Origin of the sequence: Salinigranum halophilum, from assembly GCF_007004735.1 — an archaeon.
Classification (GTDB): domain Archaea; phylum Halobacteriota; class Halobacteria; order Halobacteriales; family Haloferacaceae; genus Salinigranum; species Salinigranum halophilum.
In genome coordinates this window covers 113151-126861 of sequence record NZ_SSNL01000008.1, presented here as the reverse complement: position 1 = coordinate 126861, position 13711 = coordinate 113151, and the positions used below count along the sequence as shown (strand labels likewise).

The window sequence follows — 13711 nt, the reverse complement described above, 5'->3', positions numbered from 1 at the left end:
CTCCGGACGAGGAAAAAAGCCTGTCGTTCGCCTCAGGAGGTGGGTTCTCCCCCGTCGACATCGGCGTCGGCGTCATCCGTGTCGTCTCCGAGTCCCTGCCTGTGCTTTCGTCGCTCGTTCTCCCGACGCACGACGCGCCCGCTGTAGAGGTAGTACGCCGGAGCGACGAGCGGGAAGACGAGCGTCGCGGCGAACCAGAGGTGCCGGGAGAACCCCCACTCGACCCCCTGCTTACGGATGGATTTGATGTCCTGCCGGACGAGCCCAGCGAGGAACAGGTGCGAGACGAGGAGGACCCACGGGATGGTCGCGGCGGCCTGGCTGAACAGCGACAGCACGAACAGCAGGGCGAGGCCGACGCCCCAGACGACGACGATGACGGGCCGGTAGCGGGGATTGACCTTCGGCTGCCGTCGCTGGCGCTTCTCCTCCGTCCGGCCGCGGCTGTACTCGTCGCCGGTCGTGTTCGCGCTCACGGTTCGAAGCAGATGCCACCGGTAGAAAAGCCCTGCTCACCCCGACGACTCGGCCCGACGGCCCAGATACTTCACGTCGACGGCGTGGCTCGTCGTCTCGGTCTCGAGTTCGAGCCGGCCGACGAGTCCCGCTCGAACCGACTCGCGCCACGCGTCGACGGCCTCCTCGTGGAACTCGCGGTGACGTTCGACGGAGTACTCACCCTGCTGGCGGAGTTCGTCCTCGGTCTCGTCGACGAGCGGGACCGTGTCGACGTCGGAGTCGACGAACGCCGCCGGGTGGATGTGCAGCGGCGCGGCACCGCCATCGTAACCCCCCTCGCCGCCGACGAGATGCAGGCGGGCCCGCATCCGTCCGGCGAACGGCGGCGTCACCCGGAGGACGGCCGGCCTGTCGGCACGCTGGTGGGCCTCGAGCGCCGTCACCACGTCGTCGGCCGTGACCGCGAGGCTGCGGATGGTCGTCGGGTCGTCACTCCCCCGTTCGCGTCGCTTATCGAAGCCCGTCGTCATCGCTCTGTACTCACGCACTCCGCGTCAAGGAAGCTGTCGGTCACGTCCTCGGCCGGTCGGCTGTCTCGGTCTCAGACGCCCTCGTCGCGGGCGGTGGCTGTCGTCGCGGGGTCGCCGTACGCTTTCGGGCGGAGTTTGCCACCACACTCCGGGCAGAAGGCTCGGTACGAACCCGACGTCACGGGAGCCTCACAGTCTCGGCACACGTAGGACGGCCGTTCTGACATCACTCTCCCGTACGGACGATTTCTTGTTAAATGTTATCATGATTCGTGTCCCGTCGAGGACCTGGCACGGCCGCGTCAGCTGCCGAGGTCGAACAGCGTCGCCGCCTGCTCCATATCCTTGTCGCCGCGTCCCGAGAGGTTGACGACGATGGTGTCGTGCTCGTCGGCGAGGTCTCTCGTGAGCGCGACGGCGTGGCTCGTCTCCAGTGCCGGGATGATGCCCTCGGTCTCCGAGAGGGTACGGAACGCCTCGAGTGCCCGGTCGTCCGTGACACCGTGATACTCACAGCGTCCCACCGCCCGGAACATCGCGTGCTCGGGGCCGACTCCGGGGTAGTCCAGCCCCGCCGAGACGGAGTGGACCTCGACGTCGTCGTCGATGACCCGCGTCTGCATCCCGTGGATGACGTCGGACGTGCCCTTCGCGAGCGGTGCGGCGTGCTTCTTCGAGTCGGCACCCTCGCCGCCACCTTCCGCGCCGTAGAACGCGACGTCGTCGTCACGGAAGGCGTGGAACAGCCCGATGGCGTTCGACCCGCCGCCCACGCAGGCGACGCAGGCGTCCGGGAGGCCGCCCGTCTGTTCGATGACCTGCTCGCGGGCTTCCTCGCCGATGACCGACTGGAACTCTCTGACCATCCGCGGGAAGGGGTCCGGCCCCACCGCCGACCCCACCAGATAGTGCGTGTCCTCCACGTTGTGTGCGAAGTCCTCCAGCGCGGCGTCGACGGCGTCGGCGAGCCCCGACCCACCGCGGGTAACCTCGTTCACCTCCGCGCCCATCAGGCGCATGCGGAAGACGTTCATCCGCTGGCGCTCGACGTCCTTCTTCCCCATGTAAATCTCCGTGTCCATCCCGAACAGCGCGCCGACCATCGCCGTCGCCGTCCCGTGCTGGCCGGCACCGGTCTCGGCGATGAGCCGTGTCTTCCCCGCCTTCTTCGCCAGGAGCGCCTGCCCGACGGCGTTGTTGATCTTGTGCGCCCCCCCGTGTAAGAGGTCCTCGCGCTTGAGATAGATGTCCGCGCCGTACTCCTCGGAGAGGTTCCCGGCGTAGTAAAGCGGCGTCGGCCGCCCCGCGTACGGTTCGAGGACGTCGCGGAACTCCGCGTGGAACTCCGGCGTCCGAACGATGGTCTCGAACGCGTGGGTCAACTGGTCGAGCGGCTCGTCCATCACCTCGGGCACGTGCCGGCCGCCGAAGTCGCCGAACTGTCCGCCCTCGCCGCGGGGGAGTCGGTCGTGAGACATGACACATCGTGTCTCACTCTCGTACAAATATCTGCCGCCGTACCGAACCGTCGGTAGAGCCGTCGAACCCACCGATTTCGTGCGTCCCTGTCTTATATATCTCCCGTGTTCACTGTGCACATGACACCCGAACGAACCGAGAACTGGACGTTCTCGGAGGAACCGGGCCGAACGACACGGAAACGGAACCCACGACACCTCTCTCCCCACACATCAGAATATTCGTCCATCTAATCAGAGATTTGTAAAACAATGTTTTGCTGAGAACGCTATTTGTGGATGAATTCACAAGCCTTATCCGTGTGTCGGGCCGCAGTACAGATGCAATGGCGAAAGGAAACGTTGATTTCTTCAACGACACTGGCGGCTACGGTTTCATCTCGACGGACGATGCGGACGACGACGTGTTCTTCCACATGGAAGACGTTGGCGGCCCGGACCTCGAAGAGGGACAGGAAGTCGAGTTCTCCATCGAGAGCTCGCCCAAGGGTCCCCGCGCAGCGAACCTGACGCGCCTGTAAGGTCGATTTCGACCGAAGACGACTCGACTCTCGACAACTCGTGATGGGCGTGCGGTGCCCTGCTGACGAGCGGACGCCCGTTTGACCGGTGCAGTCCCTGTTGCAACTGTCTACACAGCCGACCGTACGACAACGTGCGGTCGGCTGTGTGATGACTTCGACTGGGACTGCATTTCCCGGCAGACGCCGTTTTCACTCCTCCTGAGCGGTCGCGCTGTGGCCACCGACGTGTCGACGCTGACCGGGACGGCTATACCGGCGGGCGTCCGCGTGAACGTATGAACGACGGAACCGCTCCACCGAACGGGGGCTGGTTCGAGGGTGTCGACCGAGCGGACCTCGACGGGGCCGCCGCCGCAATCACCGACGGTGAGGCCGACGAGCCGGACGACTGGCCGGCGCTCGCCGTCGCCTCCGGACGAACAGAGTCGACGGACGCGTACTACGAGTGGCTCCACCAGGTGACGGTGCACGCCACAGCCCGCGTCGTCCGCGAACGCGAACGCGCCGACGACCAGCAGCTGAAACACGCCGTCCGGGCCATGGACGACGCCGCTCGGACGGCGAACGAACTCGCCGAACGCGTCGAGGAGTGGGCCGGAGCGCTCTTCGACGACGTCGGGACAGGAGTCGACGTCGCCGCTCGCGACCCACAGGACCCCACCGAGGAACGGGTCGTCGCGCTCGCCTCGCAGGTGGCGGCGCTGGCGGACGAGCGCGACAGCCTGCGACAGTACCTCGAAACCCACGCGCCCACCGTCGTCCCGAACCTCGCCGAGATGGCCGGACCGGTGCTCGCGTCGCGTCTCGTCGCGCTCGCCGGCGGCCTCGAACCACTGGCGAAGATGCCCGCCGGGACCGTCCAGGTCCTCGGCGCCGAGGACGCGCTCTTCGCGCACCTGCGCGGGCGTGCCCCGTCCCCCAAACACGGCGTCATCTTCACCCACGAGTTCGTCCGCGGGACGCGTCGGGACGACCGGGGGTCGGCCGCGCGTGCCTTCGCCGCGAAGCTCGCACTGGCCGCCCGCGCGGACCACTACGCCGGCGAACGCCGCGACCGACTCCACGCCGACCTGGCCGAGCGGATGGCGCGTATCCGTGCTCGGGCGGAGGAGACAGACGAGAGAGGTGACGGCGCGTGAGCCTCCCCGACGGCGTCGAGCGTCGAACCGTCGACGGACGGTCGCGGCTCGTCACGCGGGGTGAGCCGGTGTACGGCGAGCCCACTGTGGGTGAGTGGCGTGTCTGGGACGCCGGCCGGTCGAAACTCGGTGCGATGCTCGCACTCGACATGGAGACCGGTCTCGGACCCGCACAGTCGGTCCTGTATCTCGGGGCTGCGTCGGGAACGACAGTCAGCCACGTCGCCGACGTCTGTGGCCCCACCTACGCGGTCGAGTTCGCTCCGCGCCCGACACGTGACCTCCTCTCGGTGGCCGCCAGTCGGGAGCGCCTCTTTCCCCTCCTGAAAGACGCCCGGCGGCCGGAGACCTACGCCCACGTCGTCGAAGCGGACCTGGACCTGCTCGTCCAGGACGTCGCGACGCGCGGGCAGGCCGACGTCGCCCTGCGGAACCGACAGTTCCTCGCCGACGACGGTCGGCTGCTCCTCGCGGTGAAAGCTCGAAGCGAGGACGTCACGGCCGCACCCGAGGACGTCTTCGAGCGCGTCCGTGAGCGGCTGTCGGACGGGTACGAACTGCTGGAGACGCGCCGACTCGACAGGTACCACGCCGACCACCTCGCCGTCGTGGCCCGCCCGCGGTGAGAGCCGGCCGGGGTCCACGGTTTATTTAACAGCCGGGAGCGAAGCCCGCGTCGATGGATATCGGTTCGTCGGAGGCGTTCTCACAGCTCGGGACGCTCGGCGTCGAGGAGGAGTTCTACATCGTCGACGAGCGCGGTCGACCGACGTCGGGAATCGGCGACCTGGTGTACGGTGCCGCCCCGCCGGACCTGCTCGAGGACCGACTCGACCACGAACTGTTCAAGTTCACCATCGAGACGCAGACACCGCTTATCGAGTCCGTCGACCGGGTGGACGAGACGGTGCGGTCGGTCAGAGCGGCGCTGGTCGACCACGCCGAACGCCACGGCTACCGCATCGCCGCCGCCGGGCTCCATCCGGCCGCGAAGTGGCGCGAACTCGACCACGCCGAGAAGCCGCGCTATCGCGCACAACTCGACCGGATTCAGTACCCTCAGCACCGTAACACGACGGCGGGCCTGCACGTCCACGTCGGTGTCGACGACGCCGACAAGGCGACCTGGGTCGCGAACGAACTCCGCTGGTACCTCCCGCCACTGCTCGCGCTCTCGGCGAACTCGCCGTACTGGAACGGCTTCGATACGGGACTCGCCTCCGCCCGTGCGAAGGTCTTCGAGGGGCTCCCCAACACGGGGATGCCGACCGCGTTCGACTCCTTCGACTCGTATCTCGCGTTCGAGCGCCAGATGGTCGAGACCGACTCGATCAACGACCGTGGAGAGCTGTGGTACGACGTCCGACCCCACACCGGTCACGGGACCGTCGAGGTGCGGACACCGGACGGGCAGACCGACCCCGCCCGCGTAACCGCGTTCACCGAGTACGTCCACGCGCTCGTCATCGACCTCGCCGAACGGTACGAGGACGGGGAGTCGGGGACCGAAATCCGGCGGGAACTGCTCGACGAGAACAAGTGGCGTGCGATGCGCCACGGTCGGGAGGCGTCGTTCGTCGCGCCCGACGGCGAGTCGGTCGTCGACCTCGTGACCCACGTCGACGCCGAGTGTGACCGGCTCGGCGTCTCCGGACTGCGCGATATCCTCGACGGCGAGTGCTGTTCGACCCGCCAGCGCCGCCTGCACGACGAGGAAGGGATGGACGCGCTCTGTCAGTCACTCCTCCTCTGAACGGCTGTGGTGTCGGGCCGGTCGGCCGCGCCGTTCCCTCCCGCTCGACACACGCCGGCACAAACTATTTCCATCCAGCGTTTTGACCTTCTCCCGAGAACACGATGGCTCCAGAGGACACCGACCCGACCGACGAGACGCACGACACGCCCGACGACGGGTCCGTGACCGACGATGGGCCCGCGGGCCCCGTGGAAGACGCGTCCGACGAGTTCGACGACCTCACGGAGGCGGCGTCGAGCGACAGTTCGACTGCGGCGAAAGCGAAGGCCGCGCGGGAACGGCTCGAAGCCGAGGCCGACCGCGCGGTCGAGGGGTTCGACGAGAACGTCGTCGACCTGCTGGCGTGGCTGCTCGACACCGAGACGCGCGCTCGCATCTACGTCTACCTCCGGCAGCACCCGAGGTCGACGAGCGAGGAGGTCGCCGACGGCACCGGTCTGTACCCGAGTACGGTCCGCGAGGCGCTCGCTGAACTCCACGAGGAGGAGACGGTGACGCGTGGCAAGCGCGAGAGCGCCGGCGCGGGCAACAACCCGTACGAGTACGAGGCCATCGCGCCGTCGGACCTCGTCAACGGCGTCGTCGACCAGGTCCAACGACAGCTCAACACGGTGTTCAACCTCGACCGTCGCCTCGGCGGGGCTGACGCGGCAGACGACGAGTCGCCCGTGACCATCACGGTCGAAGAGGAGGACCGAACGGAGTGACCGAACGCGGGCCCGAAAGCAGTCGATTTTAAGACGTGGCGTCCCCACGCCCGGTGTATGCACGTCGCGCTGGGCGGGACGTTCGACCCGGTCCACGACGGGCACCGTGCCCTGTTCGAGCGGGCGTTCGAGATCGGGGACGTCACCGTCGGCCTCACGAGCGACGACCTGGCACCGAAGACGCGGAACGTCGACCGGTACGTCCGCCCGTTCGAAGAACGCAAGCGCGACCTCGAAACCGAACTCGCCCGGTACTCGACACAGCACGACCGCGAGTTCACCATCCGTCGCCTCGACGAACCGACCGGCATCGCGACCGAACCCGGCTTCGACGCGCTCGTGGTCTCCCCCGAGACGAAGTCGGGGGCCGAGGCGGTCAACCGAATCAGGCGCGAACGCGGGCTCGACCCGCTCGAAATCAGCGTCGTCGACCACGTTCCCGCCGCCGACGGTGACCGCATCTCCTCGACGCGTATCGTCCGCGGCGAAATCGACGAACACGGGTGCCTCACACCCGGTCGTGAGGGACGACCACCCGCACGTGACTCGCCGAACCGCTGACCGCTGACTGCTGGCCGTCGATTGCCGACCGCTGCCCCCTGACCGAGCGAAACCTTCTCACACCCCGTGGATGTATCACGACCATGCGCCCGAAGACTCTCGCCGTCGCCGGGAGCGTCGTCGTCGGCCTCGCCACGTTCGCCTTCGTCGGCTTCGGCGTCACCCACCTCATCGCGCGACGGGCCGCCATCGGAGCCACGTCGGAAGCGTCGCCGCTCATCGGCGCGCCCGCGGGCGTCACGGCCGCCATCGTCAGCGGACTCGTCACCTATTACGTGCTGTGGCGGCACTTCGGCGTCCGAACGGCCCGCGATCACCACTCCGGCGGCTGAAACCCCGCGTCGCGGAGGAGGTCCTTCCAGCGGGTCTGAATCGACAGTCGCGAGACCTCCATCGTCTCGGCGACGCGCGACTGCGAGCGCTCTTCGCCGACGATGAGGCTCCCGGCGTAGAGGCTCGCCGCTGCGACGGCCGCTTTGGACCGCTCGGCATCGGGGACGTGTGAGAGGAAGAGGTCGACCGCGACGGAGCGGGTCTCCGAGCCGACGTCGAGGCTGTCGGCGGCGCGGTCGATGCGGGCCAACCACTCCTCGTTCTCCACCCGGTCGCGCGCCCGGTACATACGTCGTGTTCGACCGCGAACGGTAAAAACCGTCCGTCGGGTCGCCGGGTTCGAAGCGATGGGTTGAATCCGGCGGAGGGAAAAGCGGAGGACGCGCGTGGGTAGCCAAGCCAGGAAACGGCGCAGCGCTTAGGACGCTGTCTCGTAGGAGTCCGCCGGTTCAAATCCGGTCCCACGCACTGAGCGAACGGAGTGACGTCTCGGCTCGGTTCGAATCCGGTCTCACATATCCCGGCTCGAACGTTCGCGTCGTCGACGGCCGGCAGCCGAATCACCGGACAGCCCGACCCCGACGACGTAAACCCTTATCCCACCGGCGTTCGAGGTACTGACCAATGGCGACCCTCTCGGAGCTCCTTGACTACCTCATCACGGACGTCGACGGTGTGTTCCTCTTCTCACCGAACAGTTCGTTCTACGAACAGGTCGTGAACAACGACGCCGAGACCGAGGTCGTGGTCGTCGCCCCACAGAACGCAGTCGATGCCGAGTCGTTCGTCGAACTCCCGCTGGAGTTCGAGAACGTCCGCGACCGCATCCGGTTCGGCATCGAGGGCGCCATGGACCGCGGCCTCGTCGCGGAGGGTGACGACCTCGCGTGCTCGGTTGCGGTCTTCGACGGCGACCCCGACTCCGTCGTCCGCGTGCGCGTCGACGAGTCGATGCGCTCTGGGCTGTACGACCTCTTCACGCACTCCCGGGCGGAACCGGGCGTCATCCGCGACGTCTTCGAGGTGGCCATCGAACTGGGCAAGAAGGGACAGAAGGGCAAGCCCGTGGGCGCACTGTTCGTCGTCGGCGACGCCGGCAAGGTGATGAACAAGTCCCGACCGCTGTCGTACAACCCGTTCGAGAAGTCCCACGTCCACGTGGGCGACCCCATCGTGAACGTGATGCTGAAAGAGTTCTCGCGGCTCGACGGCGCGTTCATCATCTCCGACTCGGGCAAGATCGTCTCCGCGTATCGCTACCTGGAACCGTCGGCCGAGGGGGTCGACATCCCCAAAGGGCTCGGCGCACGGCACATGGCCGGTGGTGCGATCACGCGCGACACGAACGCGACGGCCATCGTGCTGTCGGAATCGGACGGCCTGGTGCGGGCGTTCAAAGGTGGCCAACTCATCTTGGAGATCGACCCGGAGGACTACTGACGATGCAGACGGCTGTGGAGGCGCTCGATGCGGTCCCGACACGTGTGTGGATTGCGCTGGCCGTGGTCGTCCTCGGCGTCCTCTTGGGGTATCTGACGAGCGCCGTCCTCGTGCGTGTCCTCCAGCGCCTCGGCGTCCCGGACACCATCGAGGGAACGTCGTTCGAGCGTACCGCCCGCGACTTCGGCACGTCAACGGTCGTCATCATCTCTCGGCTCGCGCGGTACTTCGTCATCGGCTTTGCGGTCCTCGTCGCGCTCTCGCTCGTCGGCCTCAACTACGTCGACCAACTCGGCAGCGCCATCGCGGCGTTCTTCCCGCAACTGTTCGCGGCGACGCTCATTCTCATCGTCGGACTAGTGGTCGCGGACAAAGTCGAACTGTTCGTCGCCGAACTCCTGCGAGGGGTCAAACTGGAGCGCGTCGACGTCATCCCGCTGGGAGCGAAGTACAGCGTCCTCTTTCTCGCCACGCTCATCGCTCTCTCGCAGGTCGGTGTCGCGACCGGAGCGCTGATGGTGCTCTTCGCGGCGTACTTCTTCGCGCTCATCGTGCTCACGGTCGTCGCGTTCAAACAGATGCTCGCCTCGGGCGCGGCGGGCATCTACCTCCTGCTGAATCAACCGTACGGAATCGGCGACGAGATACGCGTCGGCGACACCCGCGGTATCGTCTCCGAGATGGACCTGTTCGTCACCCACATCGAGTCCGACGGGGAGGAACTCATCCTCCCGAACGACCAGGTGTTCGAACGTGGTATCGCTCGAATCCGCTGAACACCCCGGTCACCGGGCCGGTCGGAACCCACTTCGTTGGGCTTCCGTCCCCCGTTTCACGCGCCATTAATCGAGGACGGGTTCGTTTCACGCACTCATAATCGAGGACGTCGCTGTTACCATATATTCATTAAATACTGACTTTCAGATTAATATTGAATTTTCCACATTTTCACCCGTGATAGTTGGTGAGTTGATGTTATATACCTCCTCTCGAACGGTGAAACTGACGACCCCGCGGCAGGGGTCGCCTGGCACGCGAACCATCAACCATGTCCGAATCTTCGAACTCTCTGGCACGCGAACCCACGCGGACGACGACGGTCCGCAGTACCGACACGACGACCCCACGCACCGGCTACGACGCATCCACGGTGGCCGAGACGCTCCTCCGGGCCTTCTACGCACAGGACGAGCGCGAGGCCTGCATCCGGGCCGGCGATGCGGCCGGCGCCACCCACGCGGCGAACACCGCCCGCGACCTGATGGGCGAGGCGTTCGCCGCGGAGTTCCCCCACGTCCCCGAATCGGAGGCGCACCTCGCCGGCGTCCGCTTCGTCGAGGCGCTCTTCGTCCAGGACGAAATCGAGAACCGCGACGACTTCGCGGCGGCCGTCGAGGGCGGACTCGACGCGACGCTCCTCCTGACGGACGCGACCCCTCGCGACGGGCCGCTCCTCGACGACGCCCGCTGGGACCTGGTCGAGTCGTACCTCGACGAGGTCTGTGAGTACGCAGGTATCGACGGCGACTACGCCGAGGCACAGACTCGCTTCTGGAAGCTCCACGGGCAGCAGATGAACTGGATGGACGCTGCGGCGACCGCCCACCGGATCAAGGTCGAGTCGATGCTCGACGGGGCCGCGGCCGACCCCGGCGACGTCGCTCGCCTCGCCGACTACTTCGTCGCCGGTGTCGCCGGCCACGACCAGTGGGCCGACGACGAGGTCGAAGCCGTCGACGGCGTCGTCGGCCTCGTCACCACCTACTACGACGAACTGTTCACCCTCCGCGACGACGAGTGAGTACACGTACGACGGCGCACACACCCCTCGACTGAATCGCGGTCCCGATACCCGGACAAGACACGAGACCCCTCACGCACGAGACCCAAAACGGCCCTCAGTCGTCCTGCCTGGCACGCACGGGACGACGACCCCTCGTTTCTCTCACGCCCTCCTGCTCGTCGGCCGACACCGGGCGTTCTGTTCAGATTCACAGAAATTCTTCAAACCGTTGTAGTATCGGACGCATTAAGCCGCCTGGAACAGTACTGGTGACACCTACGATGTCTTCGCTGTCCCCGCCTGTCTACGTCGAAGCTCTCCACAGCGCAGATACCCCGATGCTCATCTTCGATCTGAACTTCCTCGTCCGCGACGTCAACCGCGCGGGGCAGTCGTTCACGGGCTACACCCGCGATGAACTGGTCGGTGAACCCGTCTCGGTCCTCGCCGGTGACGACGACGTCGTCGACGAGATCGTCGAGACGCTCATCCGCGGCGAACCCTGGCAGGGTGAGTTCGGTCTGCAGACGAAGTTCGGCACCCGGGTGTACGGCCGGGGTTCGACGGCTCCGATCATCGTCGGCGGGAAGACGAAAGGGTACGTCGCGGTCTTCGTCGACACGACGAAGCAGCGCCGGTACGCCAGCACCTCGCGCGTGCTGAGCCGACTGCTCCGCCACGACCTGCGCAACGAACTGAACCTCCTGTACGGCTACGTCGACCAGGCCGCGGCGCAGACGGACGACCCCGACGCGCTCGACGCCCTCGAGCGGGCGCGCGAGCAGGTGATGCAGGTCGTCGGCCGCTCCGACCGCGTCCGCAAACTCCGTGAACTCCTCGAGCAGTCGTACGACGCCGAGAGCAGCCCCGTCCGTCTCGCGGAGGCACTCGAAGAGCGTGTCACCGCCGCCCAGCGGCGGTTTCCCGACGCCGAGTTCTCGCTCGACCACGTTCCGGGGGTGCGCGTGTACGCCGACGACCTCCTCCCCGCGGCGCTCGACGCCCTCCTCGAGAACGCGGTGGTCCACAACGACAAGGAGGTCCCGCGCGTGACGGTCGACGCCGTCGACAGGCAGACCGACGTGCTCATCAGGATCTGTGACAACGGCCCGGGCGTCCCCCCCGCACAGCGCGACCTCATCTTCGGCCGCGAAGACGAGGACGTCGTTCACCACGGAACCGGCCTCGGACTGTTCTTGGTCGACAACATCGTCGACAACTACGACGGGGCGGTCTGGGTCGAGGACAACGACCCTGAGGGCGCGGTGTTCGCCGTCCGCCTCCAGCACGCCTCCGACGCAGTCGTCGAACAGGACGCCGTGGAGCCGAGCGTCGAAGACTGATTCCTCCCCTAGTCGTTCGCCGCGTCCTCTCGGGAGACGACACGCGCGGGGACGCCGGCGACTGTCGCCCCCGGCGGGACGTCCCGGTCGACGAGCGAGTTCGCGGCCACCTGTGCGTCCGCGCCGATTCGGACCCCCGGGAGGACGACCGCTCCGGCCCCGATCATCGCCCGTTCACCCACGTGTACCTCCCCGGTCCGATACTCCTCCTGGAGGAACTCGTGACAGAGGAGCGTCGCGTCGTACCCGATGATGGCGTCGTCCTCGACGGTGATGAGTTCGGGCCAGAAGACGTCCGGCGTCGACTCCAAGCCCCACGCGACGCCCGCTCCCACGCGCATCCCGAGCGCCCGGAAGAGGTGGTTCTTCAGCCGGAGGCTCGGGGAGGCGCGGGCGAGGAGGACGACCGCGTAGTTCCGCGACACCGCGAGCGGCGACTTCGCTTCGGTCCACCGCATCAGGGAGTTGCCGTCTCCCCGCGTCGGATGCCGTGTCAGGCGGTCGTGGCGGCGTCCCGTCTTCGCGTCCTCGTCGGCGCCGTCGTGGGCGTCTGTCACGACTCCGGCTTCGACAGCGGCGAGTAAAAAGCCTCTCTGCGTTCGTCGCCCCCGTCGCTCAGTCCACGACGGCCGCGAGCGGCCGTCGCGACGACCGGCCCGGTTCGGGGTCCGCGTAGCCGAGGCGGAAGAGGTGCTGGACGACCCCCGTCTCGACGCCGAGCGTCTCGACCAGTTCCTCGCGGAGGTCGGCGAGTTCGAGCACCTGGCTCATCGGATGGACCGAGAGCCCCTCGGTGGTCGCGAACAGTGCCAGTCGCTCGAACGTCTGCCCCACCCGGACGCGCGCGCTCAGCGTGTCCGCGTCCGAACCGAGGGCGACCACCACCGGCGCGCTCTCGACGAGCACCGAATCCGTCGCCGCCTGCCGGTCGCCGAGGTCGAGATGCGTCACCACCAACTGCCCCAGTTTGGCCTTCACCCACGACGGTTCGAGCGCCCCGTTGCCGATCCACTCGCCCAGTTCGCGCCGGTACGACGGGTTCTCGAACTGTCTGCGGTCGGCGCGGGTTACCAGGTCGCCGAGCGCCGCCTTCGTCTCCGCGCTCTCGACGAACCGGGCCCAGATGTCGGCGTCGGTCACAGCCTCGGCGAGCGCACCGCGCGTCGTCGGCGACACCTCGCCGTAGAAGGGGCCGTGGTTCGTCGACCGCTCGGTGAGCGCCTCGAACAGGCCGCCACGGAGCGCCGACCGCGACCCGTCGGGTGCGAGCACGACCCGCGCGACGTGGACGAAGCGGTCGTCGTCCGGGTGGTCGCTCGTCCCGTCCGGGAAGTAAGTCACCTCGTGGTCGAAGTCGAACCGCTCGGCGGCGACGAGGAGGTTCTCGAGCGCACAGCCGACGCTCACGAACAGTTCTCTGCGGTCGGCGTCCGCGACCGGCAGCCACCGCTCGGTGTCGGCGTAGACGTCGACCCCGCCGTCGTCGACCGAGAAGCGCCACGGCTGGGTGTTGTGGCTGGAAGGGGCGAGAACCGCGTAGCGGACGAGGAACGCGAACTGCGTCTCGGGTGACGCGTCGTCGGGGAACTCGTCCGCGGACACGGCCCACGGGTCTCCGGCGTCTGCTGGACGGTCCATGCTCCTCGTTCGTCACGAGG

General features: G+C 67.3%; 18 protein-coding genes and 1 tRNA gene. 12 read left to right on the top strand and 7 right to left on the bottom strand.

All coding sequences use genetic code 11. The annotated features are described in order from the left end of the window. Positions 1-32: 32 nt before the first annotated feature. The 4 genes from E6N53_RS19610 to trpB all read right to left on the bottom strand — a co-directional run bounded on the left by E6N53_RS19610 (position 33) and on the right by trpB (position 2467). Positions 33-476 (bottom strand): hypothetical protein, encoded by a 444-nt coding sequence (locus E6N53_RS19610; protein ID WP_236642433.1) that lies wholly within the window; start codon positions 474-476, stop codon positions 33-35. A gap of 36 nt (positions 477-512) precedes the next feature. Further along, positions 513-989, bottom strand: coding sequence for a DUF8009 family protein (locus E6N53_RS19605; protein WP_142861114.1), 477 nt, complete (start codon positions 987-989; stop codon positions 513-515). A gap of 71 nt (positions 990-1060) precedes the next feature. Then, positions 1061-1216, bottom strand: a complete 156-nt coding sequence (locus tag E6N53_RS21185; RefSeq protein WP_201740281.1) for a hypothetical protein — start codon at positions 1214-1216, stop codon at positions 1061-1063. 75 nt (positions 1217-1291) lie between these two features. Continuing rightward, positions 1292-2467, bottom strand: a complete 1176-nt coding sequence (gene trpB / locus E6N53_RS19600; RefSeq protein WP_136591901.1) for a tryptophan synthase subunit beta — start codon at positions 2465-2467, stop codon at positions 1292-1294. 326 nt (positions 2468-2793) lie between these two features. Here trpB and E6N53_RS19595 point away from each other — a divergent pair, with 326 nt between their 5' ends. The 7 genes from E6N53_RS19595 to E6N53_RS19565 all read left to right on the top strand — a co-directional run bounded on the left by E6N53_RS19595 (position 2794) and on the right by E6N53_RS19565 (position 7486). Beyond that, entirely contained in the window at positions 2794-2988 is a 195-nt protein-coding gene (locus tag E6N53_RS19595) for a cold-shock protein (RefSeq protein ID WP_136591900.1), read from the top strand. A 278-nt stretch (positions 2989-3266) separates the two neighbouring features. Then, positions 3267-4130, top strand: a complete 864-nt coding sequence (locus E6N53_RS19590; protein ID WP_142861113.1) for an NOP5/NOP56 family protein — start codon at positions 3267-3269, stop codon at positions 4128-4130. Then, positions 4127-4756 carry a fibrillarin-like rRNA/tRNA 2'-O-methyltransferase gene (locus E6N53_RS19585; protein WP_142861112.1) on the top strand — a complete coding sequence of 210 codons (630 nt, stop codon included), beginning with the start codon at positions 4127-4129 and terminating at the stop codon, positions 4754-4756. The genes E6N53_RS19590 and E6N53_RS19585 overlap by 4 nt, the downstream gene beginning before the upstream one ends. A gap of 53 nt (positions 4757-4809) precedes the next feature. Beyond that, entirely contained in the window at positions 4810-5883 is a 1074-nt protein-coding gene (locus E6N53_RS19580) for a glutamate--cysteine ligase (RefSeq protein ID WP_142861111.1), read from the top strand. 104 nt (positions 5884-5987) lie between these two features. Next, positions 5988-6593 carry a winged helix-turn-helix transcriptional regulator gene (locus E6N53_RS19575; RefSeq protein ID WP_142861110.1) on the top strand — a complete coding sequence of 202 codons (606 nt, stop codon included), beginning with the start codon at positions 5988-5990 and terminating at the stop codon, positions 6591-6593. Positions 6594-6650: 57 nt separating this feature from the next. Continuing rightward, positions 6651-7154 (top strand): phosphopantetheine adenylyltransferase, encoded by a 504-nt coding sequence (locus E6N53_RS19570; protein WP_136591895.1) that lies wholly within the window; start codon positions 6651-6653, stop codon positions 7152-7154. A gap of 83 nt (positions 7155-7237) precedes the next feature. Further along, positions 7238-7486, top strand: coding sequence for a hypothetical protein (locus E6N53_RS19565; RefSeq protein ID WP_136591894.1), 249 nt, complete (start codon positions 7238-7240; stop codon positions 7484-7486). On the opposite strand, the gene E6N53_RS19560 is transcribed toward E6N53_RS19565, so the two are convergent. Beyond that, on the bottom strand, positions 7468-7776 hold the full coding sequence (locus E6N53_RS19560) for a cyclin family protein (protein ID WP_136591893.1): 309 nt from the start codon (positions 7774-7776) through the stop codon (positions 7468-7470). The genes E6N53_RS19565 and E6N53_RS19560 overlap by 19 nt on opposite strands. 95 nt (positions 7777-7871) lie before the next feature. On the opposite strand from E6N53_RS19560, the gene E6N53_RS19555 reads away from it, so the two are divergent. From E6N53_RS19555 to E6N53_RS19535, 5 genes are all read left to right on the top strand, one after another. Beyond that, positions 7872-7955, top strand: a tRNA-Leu gene (locus E6N53_RS19555). 156 nt (positions 7956-8111) lie between these two features. Continuing rightward, positions 8112-8927, top strand: coding sequence for a diadenylate cyclase (dacZ, locus tag E6N53_RS19550; RefSeq protein WP_136591892.1), 816 nt, complete (start codon positions 8112-8114; stop codon positions 8925-8927). Positions 8928-8929: 2 nt separating this feature from the next. After that, positions 8930-9703 carry a mechanosensitive ion channel domain-containing protein gene (locus E6N53_RS19545; protein WP_142861109.1) on the top strand — a complete coding sequence of 258 codons (774 nt, stop codon included), beginning with the start codon at positions 8930-8932 and terminating at the stop codon, positions 9701-9703. A gap of 272 nt (positions 9704-9975) precedes the next feature. After that, positions 9976-10728 carry a hypothetical protein gene (locus E6N53_RS19540; protein WP_142861108.1) on the top strand — a complete coding sequence of 251 codons (753 nt, stop codon included), beginning with the start codon at positions 9976-9978 and terminating at the stop codon, positions 10726-10728. A 263-nt stretch (positions 10729-10991) separates the two neighbouring features. After that, positions 10992-12053 (top strand): ATP-binding protein, encoded by a 1062-nt coding sequence (locus E6N53_RS19535; protein ID WP_142861107.1) that lies wholly within the window; start codon positions 10992-10994, stop codon positions 12051-12053. Positions 12054-12061: 8 nt separating this feature from the next. Here the strand turns inward: E6N53_RS19535 and E6N53_RS19530 are convergent, their stop codons facing one another. After that, positions 12062-12511 carry an acyltransferase gene (locus E6N53_RS19530; RefSeq protein WP_142861155.1) on the bottom strand — a complete coding sequence of 150 codons (450 nt, stop codon included), beginning with the start codon at positions 12509-12511 and terminating at the stop codon, positions 12062-12064. 157 nt (positions 12512-12668) lie between these two features. Next, on the bottom strand, positions 12669-13691 hold the full coding sequence (locus E6N53_RS19525; protein WP_142861106.1) for an Acg family FMN-binding oxidoreductase: 1023 nt from the start codon (positions 13689-13691) through the stop codon (positions 12669-12671). Between the last annotated feature and the right edge of the window lie 20 nt (positions 13692-13711).

Bases quoted from the DNA above. Each gene is read 5' to 3' on its own strand.
- E6N53_RS19605 (WP_142861114.1), bottom strand. From the start codon at position 989: ATGACGACGGGCTTCGATAAGCGACGCGAACGGGGGAGTGACGACCCG.
- E6N53_RS21185 (WP_201740281.1), bottom strand. From the start codon at position 1,216: ATGTCAGAACGGCCGTCCTACGTGTGCCGAGACTGTGAGGCTCCCGTG.
- trpB (WP_136591901.1), bottom strand. From the start codon at position 2,467: ATGTCTCACGACCGACTCCCCCGCGGCGAGGGCGGACAGTTCGGCGAC.
- E6N53_RS19595 (WP_136591900.1), top strand. From the start codon at position 2,794: ATGGCGAAAGGAAACGTTGATTTCTTCAACGACACTGGCGGCTACGGT.
- E6N53_RS19590 (WP_142861113.1), top strand. From the start codon at position 3,267: ATGAACGACGGAACCGCTCCACCGAACGGGGGCTGGTTCGAGGGTGTC.
- E6N53_RS19580 (WP_142861111.1), top strand. From the start codon at position 4,810: ATGGATATCGGTTCGTCGGAGGCGTTCTCACAGCTCGGGACGCTCGGC.
- E6N53_RS19575 (WP_142861110.1), top strand. From the start codon at position 5,988: ATGGCTCCAGAGGACACCGACCCGACCGACGAGACGCACGACACGCCC.
- E6N53_RS19570 (WP_136591895.1), top strand. From the start codon at position 6,651: ATGCACGTCGCGCTGGGCGGGACGTTCGACCCGGTCCACGACGGGCAC.
- E6N53_RS19565 (WP_136591894.1), top strand. From the start codon at position 7,238: ATGCGCCCGAAGACTCTCGCCGTCGCCGGGAGCGTCGTCGTCGGCCTC.
- E6N53_RS19560 (WP_136591893.1), bottom strand. From the start codon at position 7,776: ATGTACCGGGCGCGCGACCGGGTGGAGAACGAGGAGTGGTTGGCCCGC.
- dacZ (WP_136591892.1), top strand. From the start codon at position 8,112: ATGGCGACCCTCTCGGAGCTCCTTGACTACCTCATCACGGACGTCGAC.
- E6N53_RS19545 (WP_142861109.1), top strand. From the start codon at position 8,930: ATGCAGACGGCTGTGGAGGCGCTCGATGCGGTCCCGACACGTGTGTGG.
- E6N53_RS19540 (WP_142861108.1), top strand. From the start codon at position 9,976: ATGTCCGAATCTTCGAACTCTCTGGCACGCGAACCCACGCGGACGACG.
- E6N53_RS19535 (WP_142861107.1), top strand. From the start codon at position 10,992: ATGTCTTCGCTGTCCCCGCCTGTCTACGTCGAAGCTCTCCACAGCGCA.
- E6N53_RS19530 (WP_142861155.1), bottom strand. From the start codon at position 12,511: ATGCGGTGGACCGAAGCGAAGTCGCCGCTCGCGGTGTCGCGGAACTAC.
- E6N53_RS19525 (WP_142861106.1), bottom strand. From the start codon at position 13,691: ATGGACCGTCCAGCAGACGCCGGAGACCCGTGGGCCGTGTCCGCGGAC.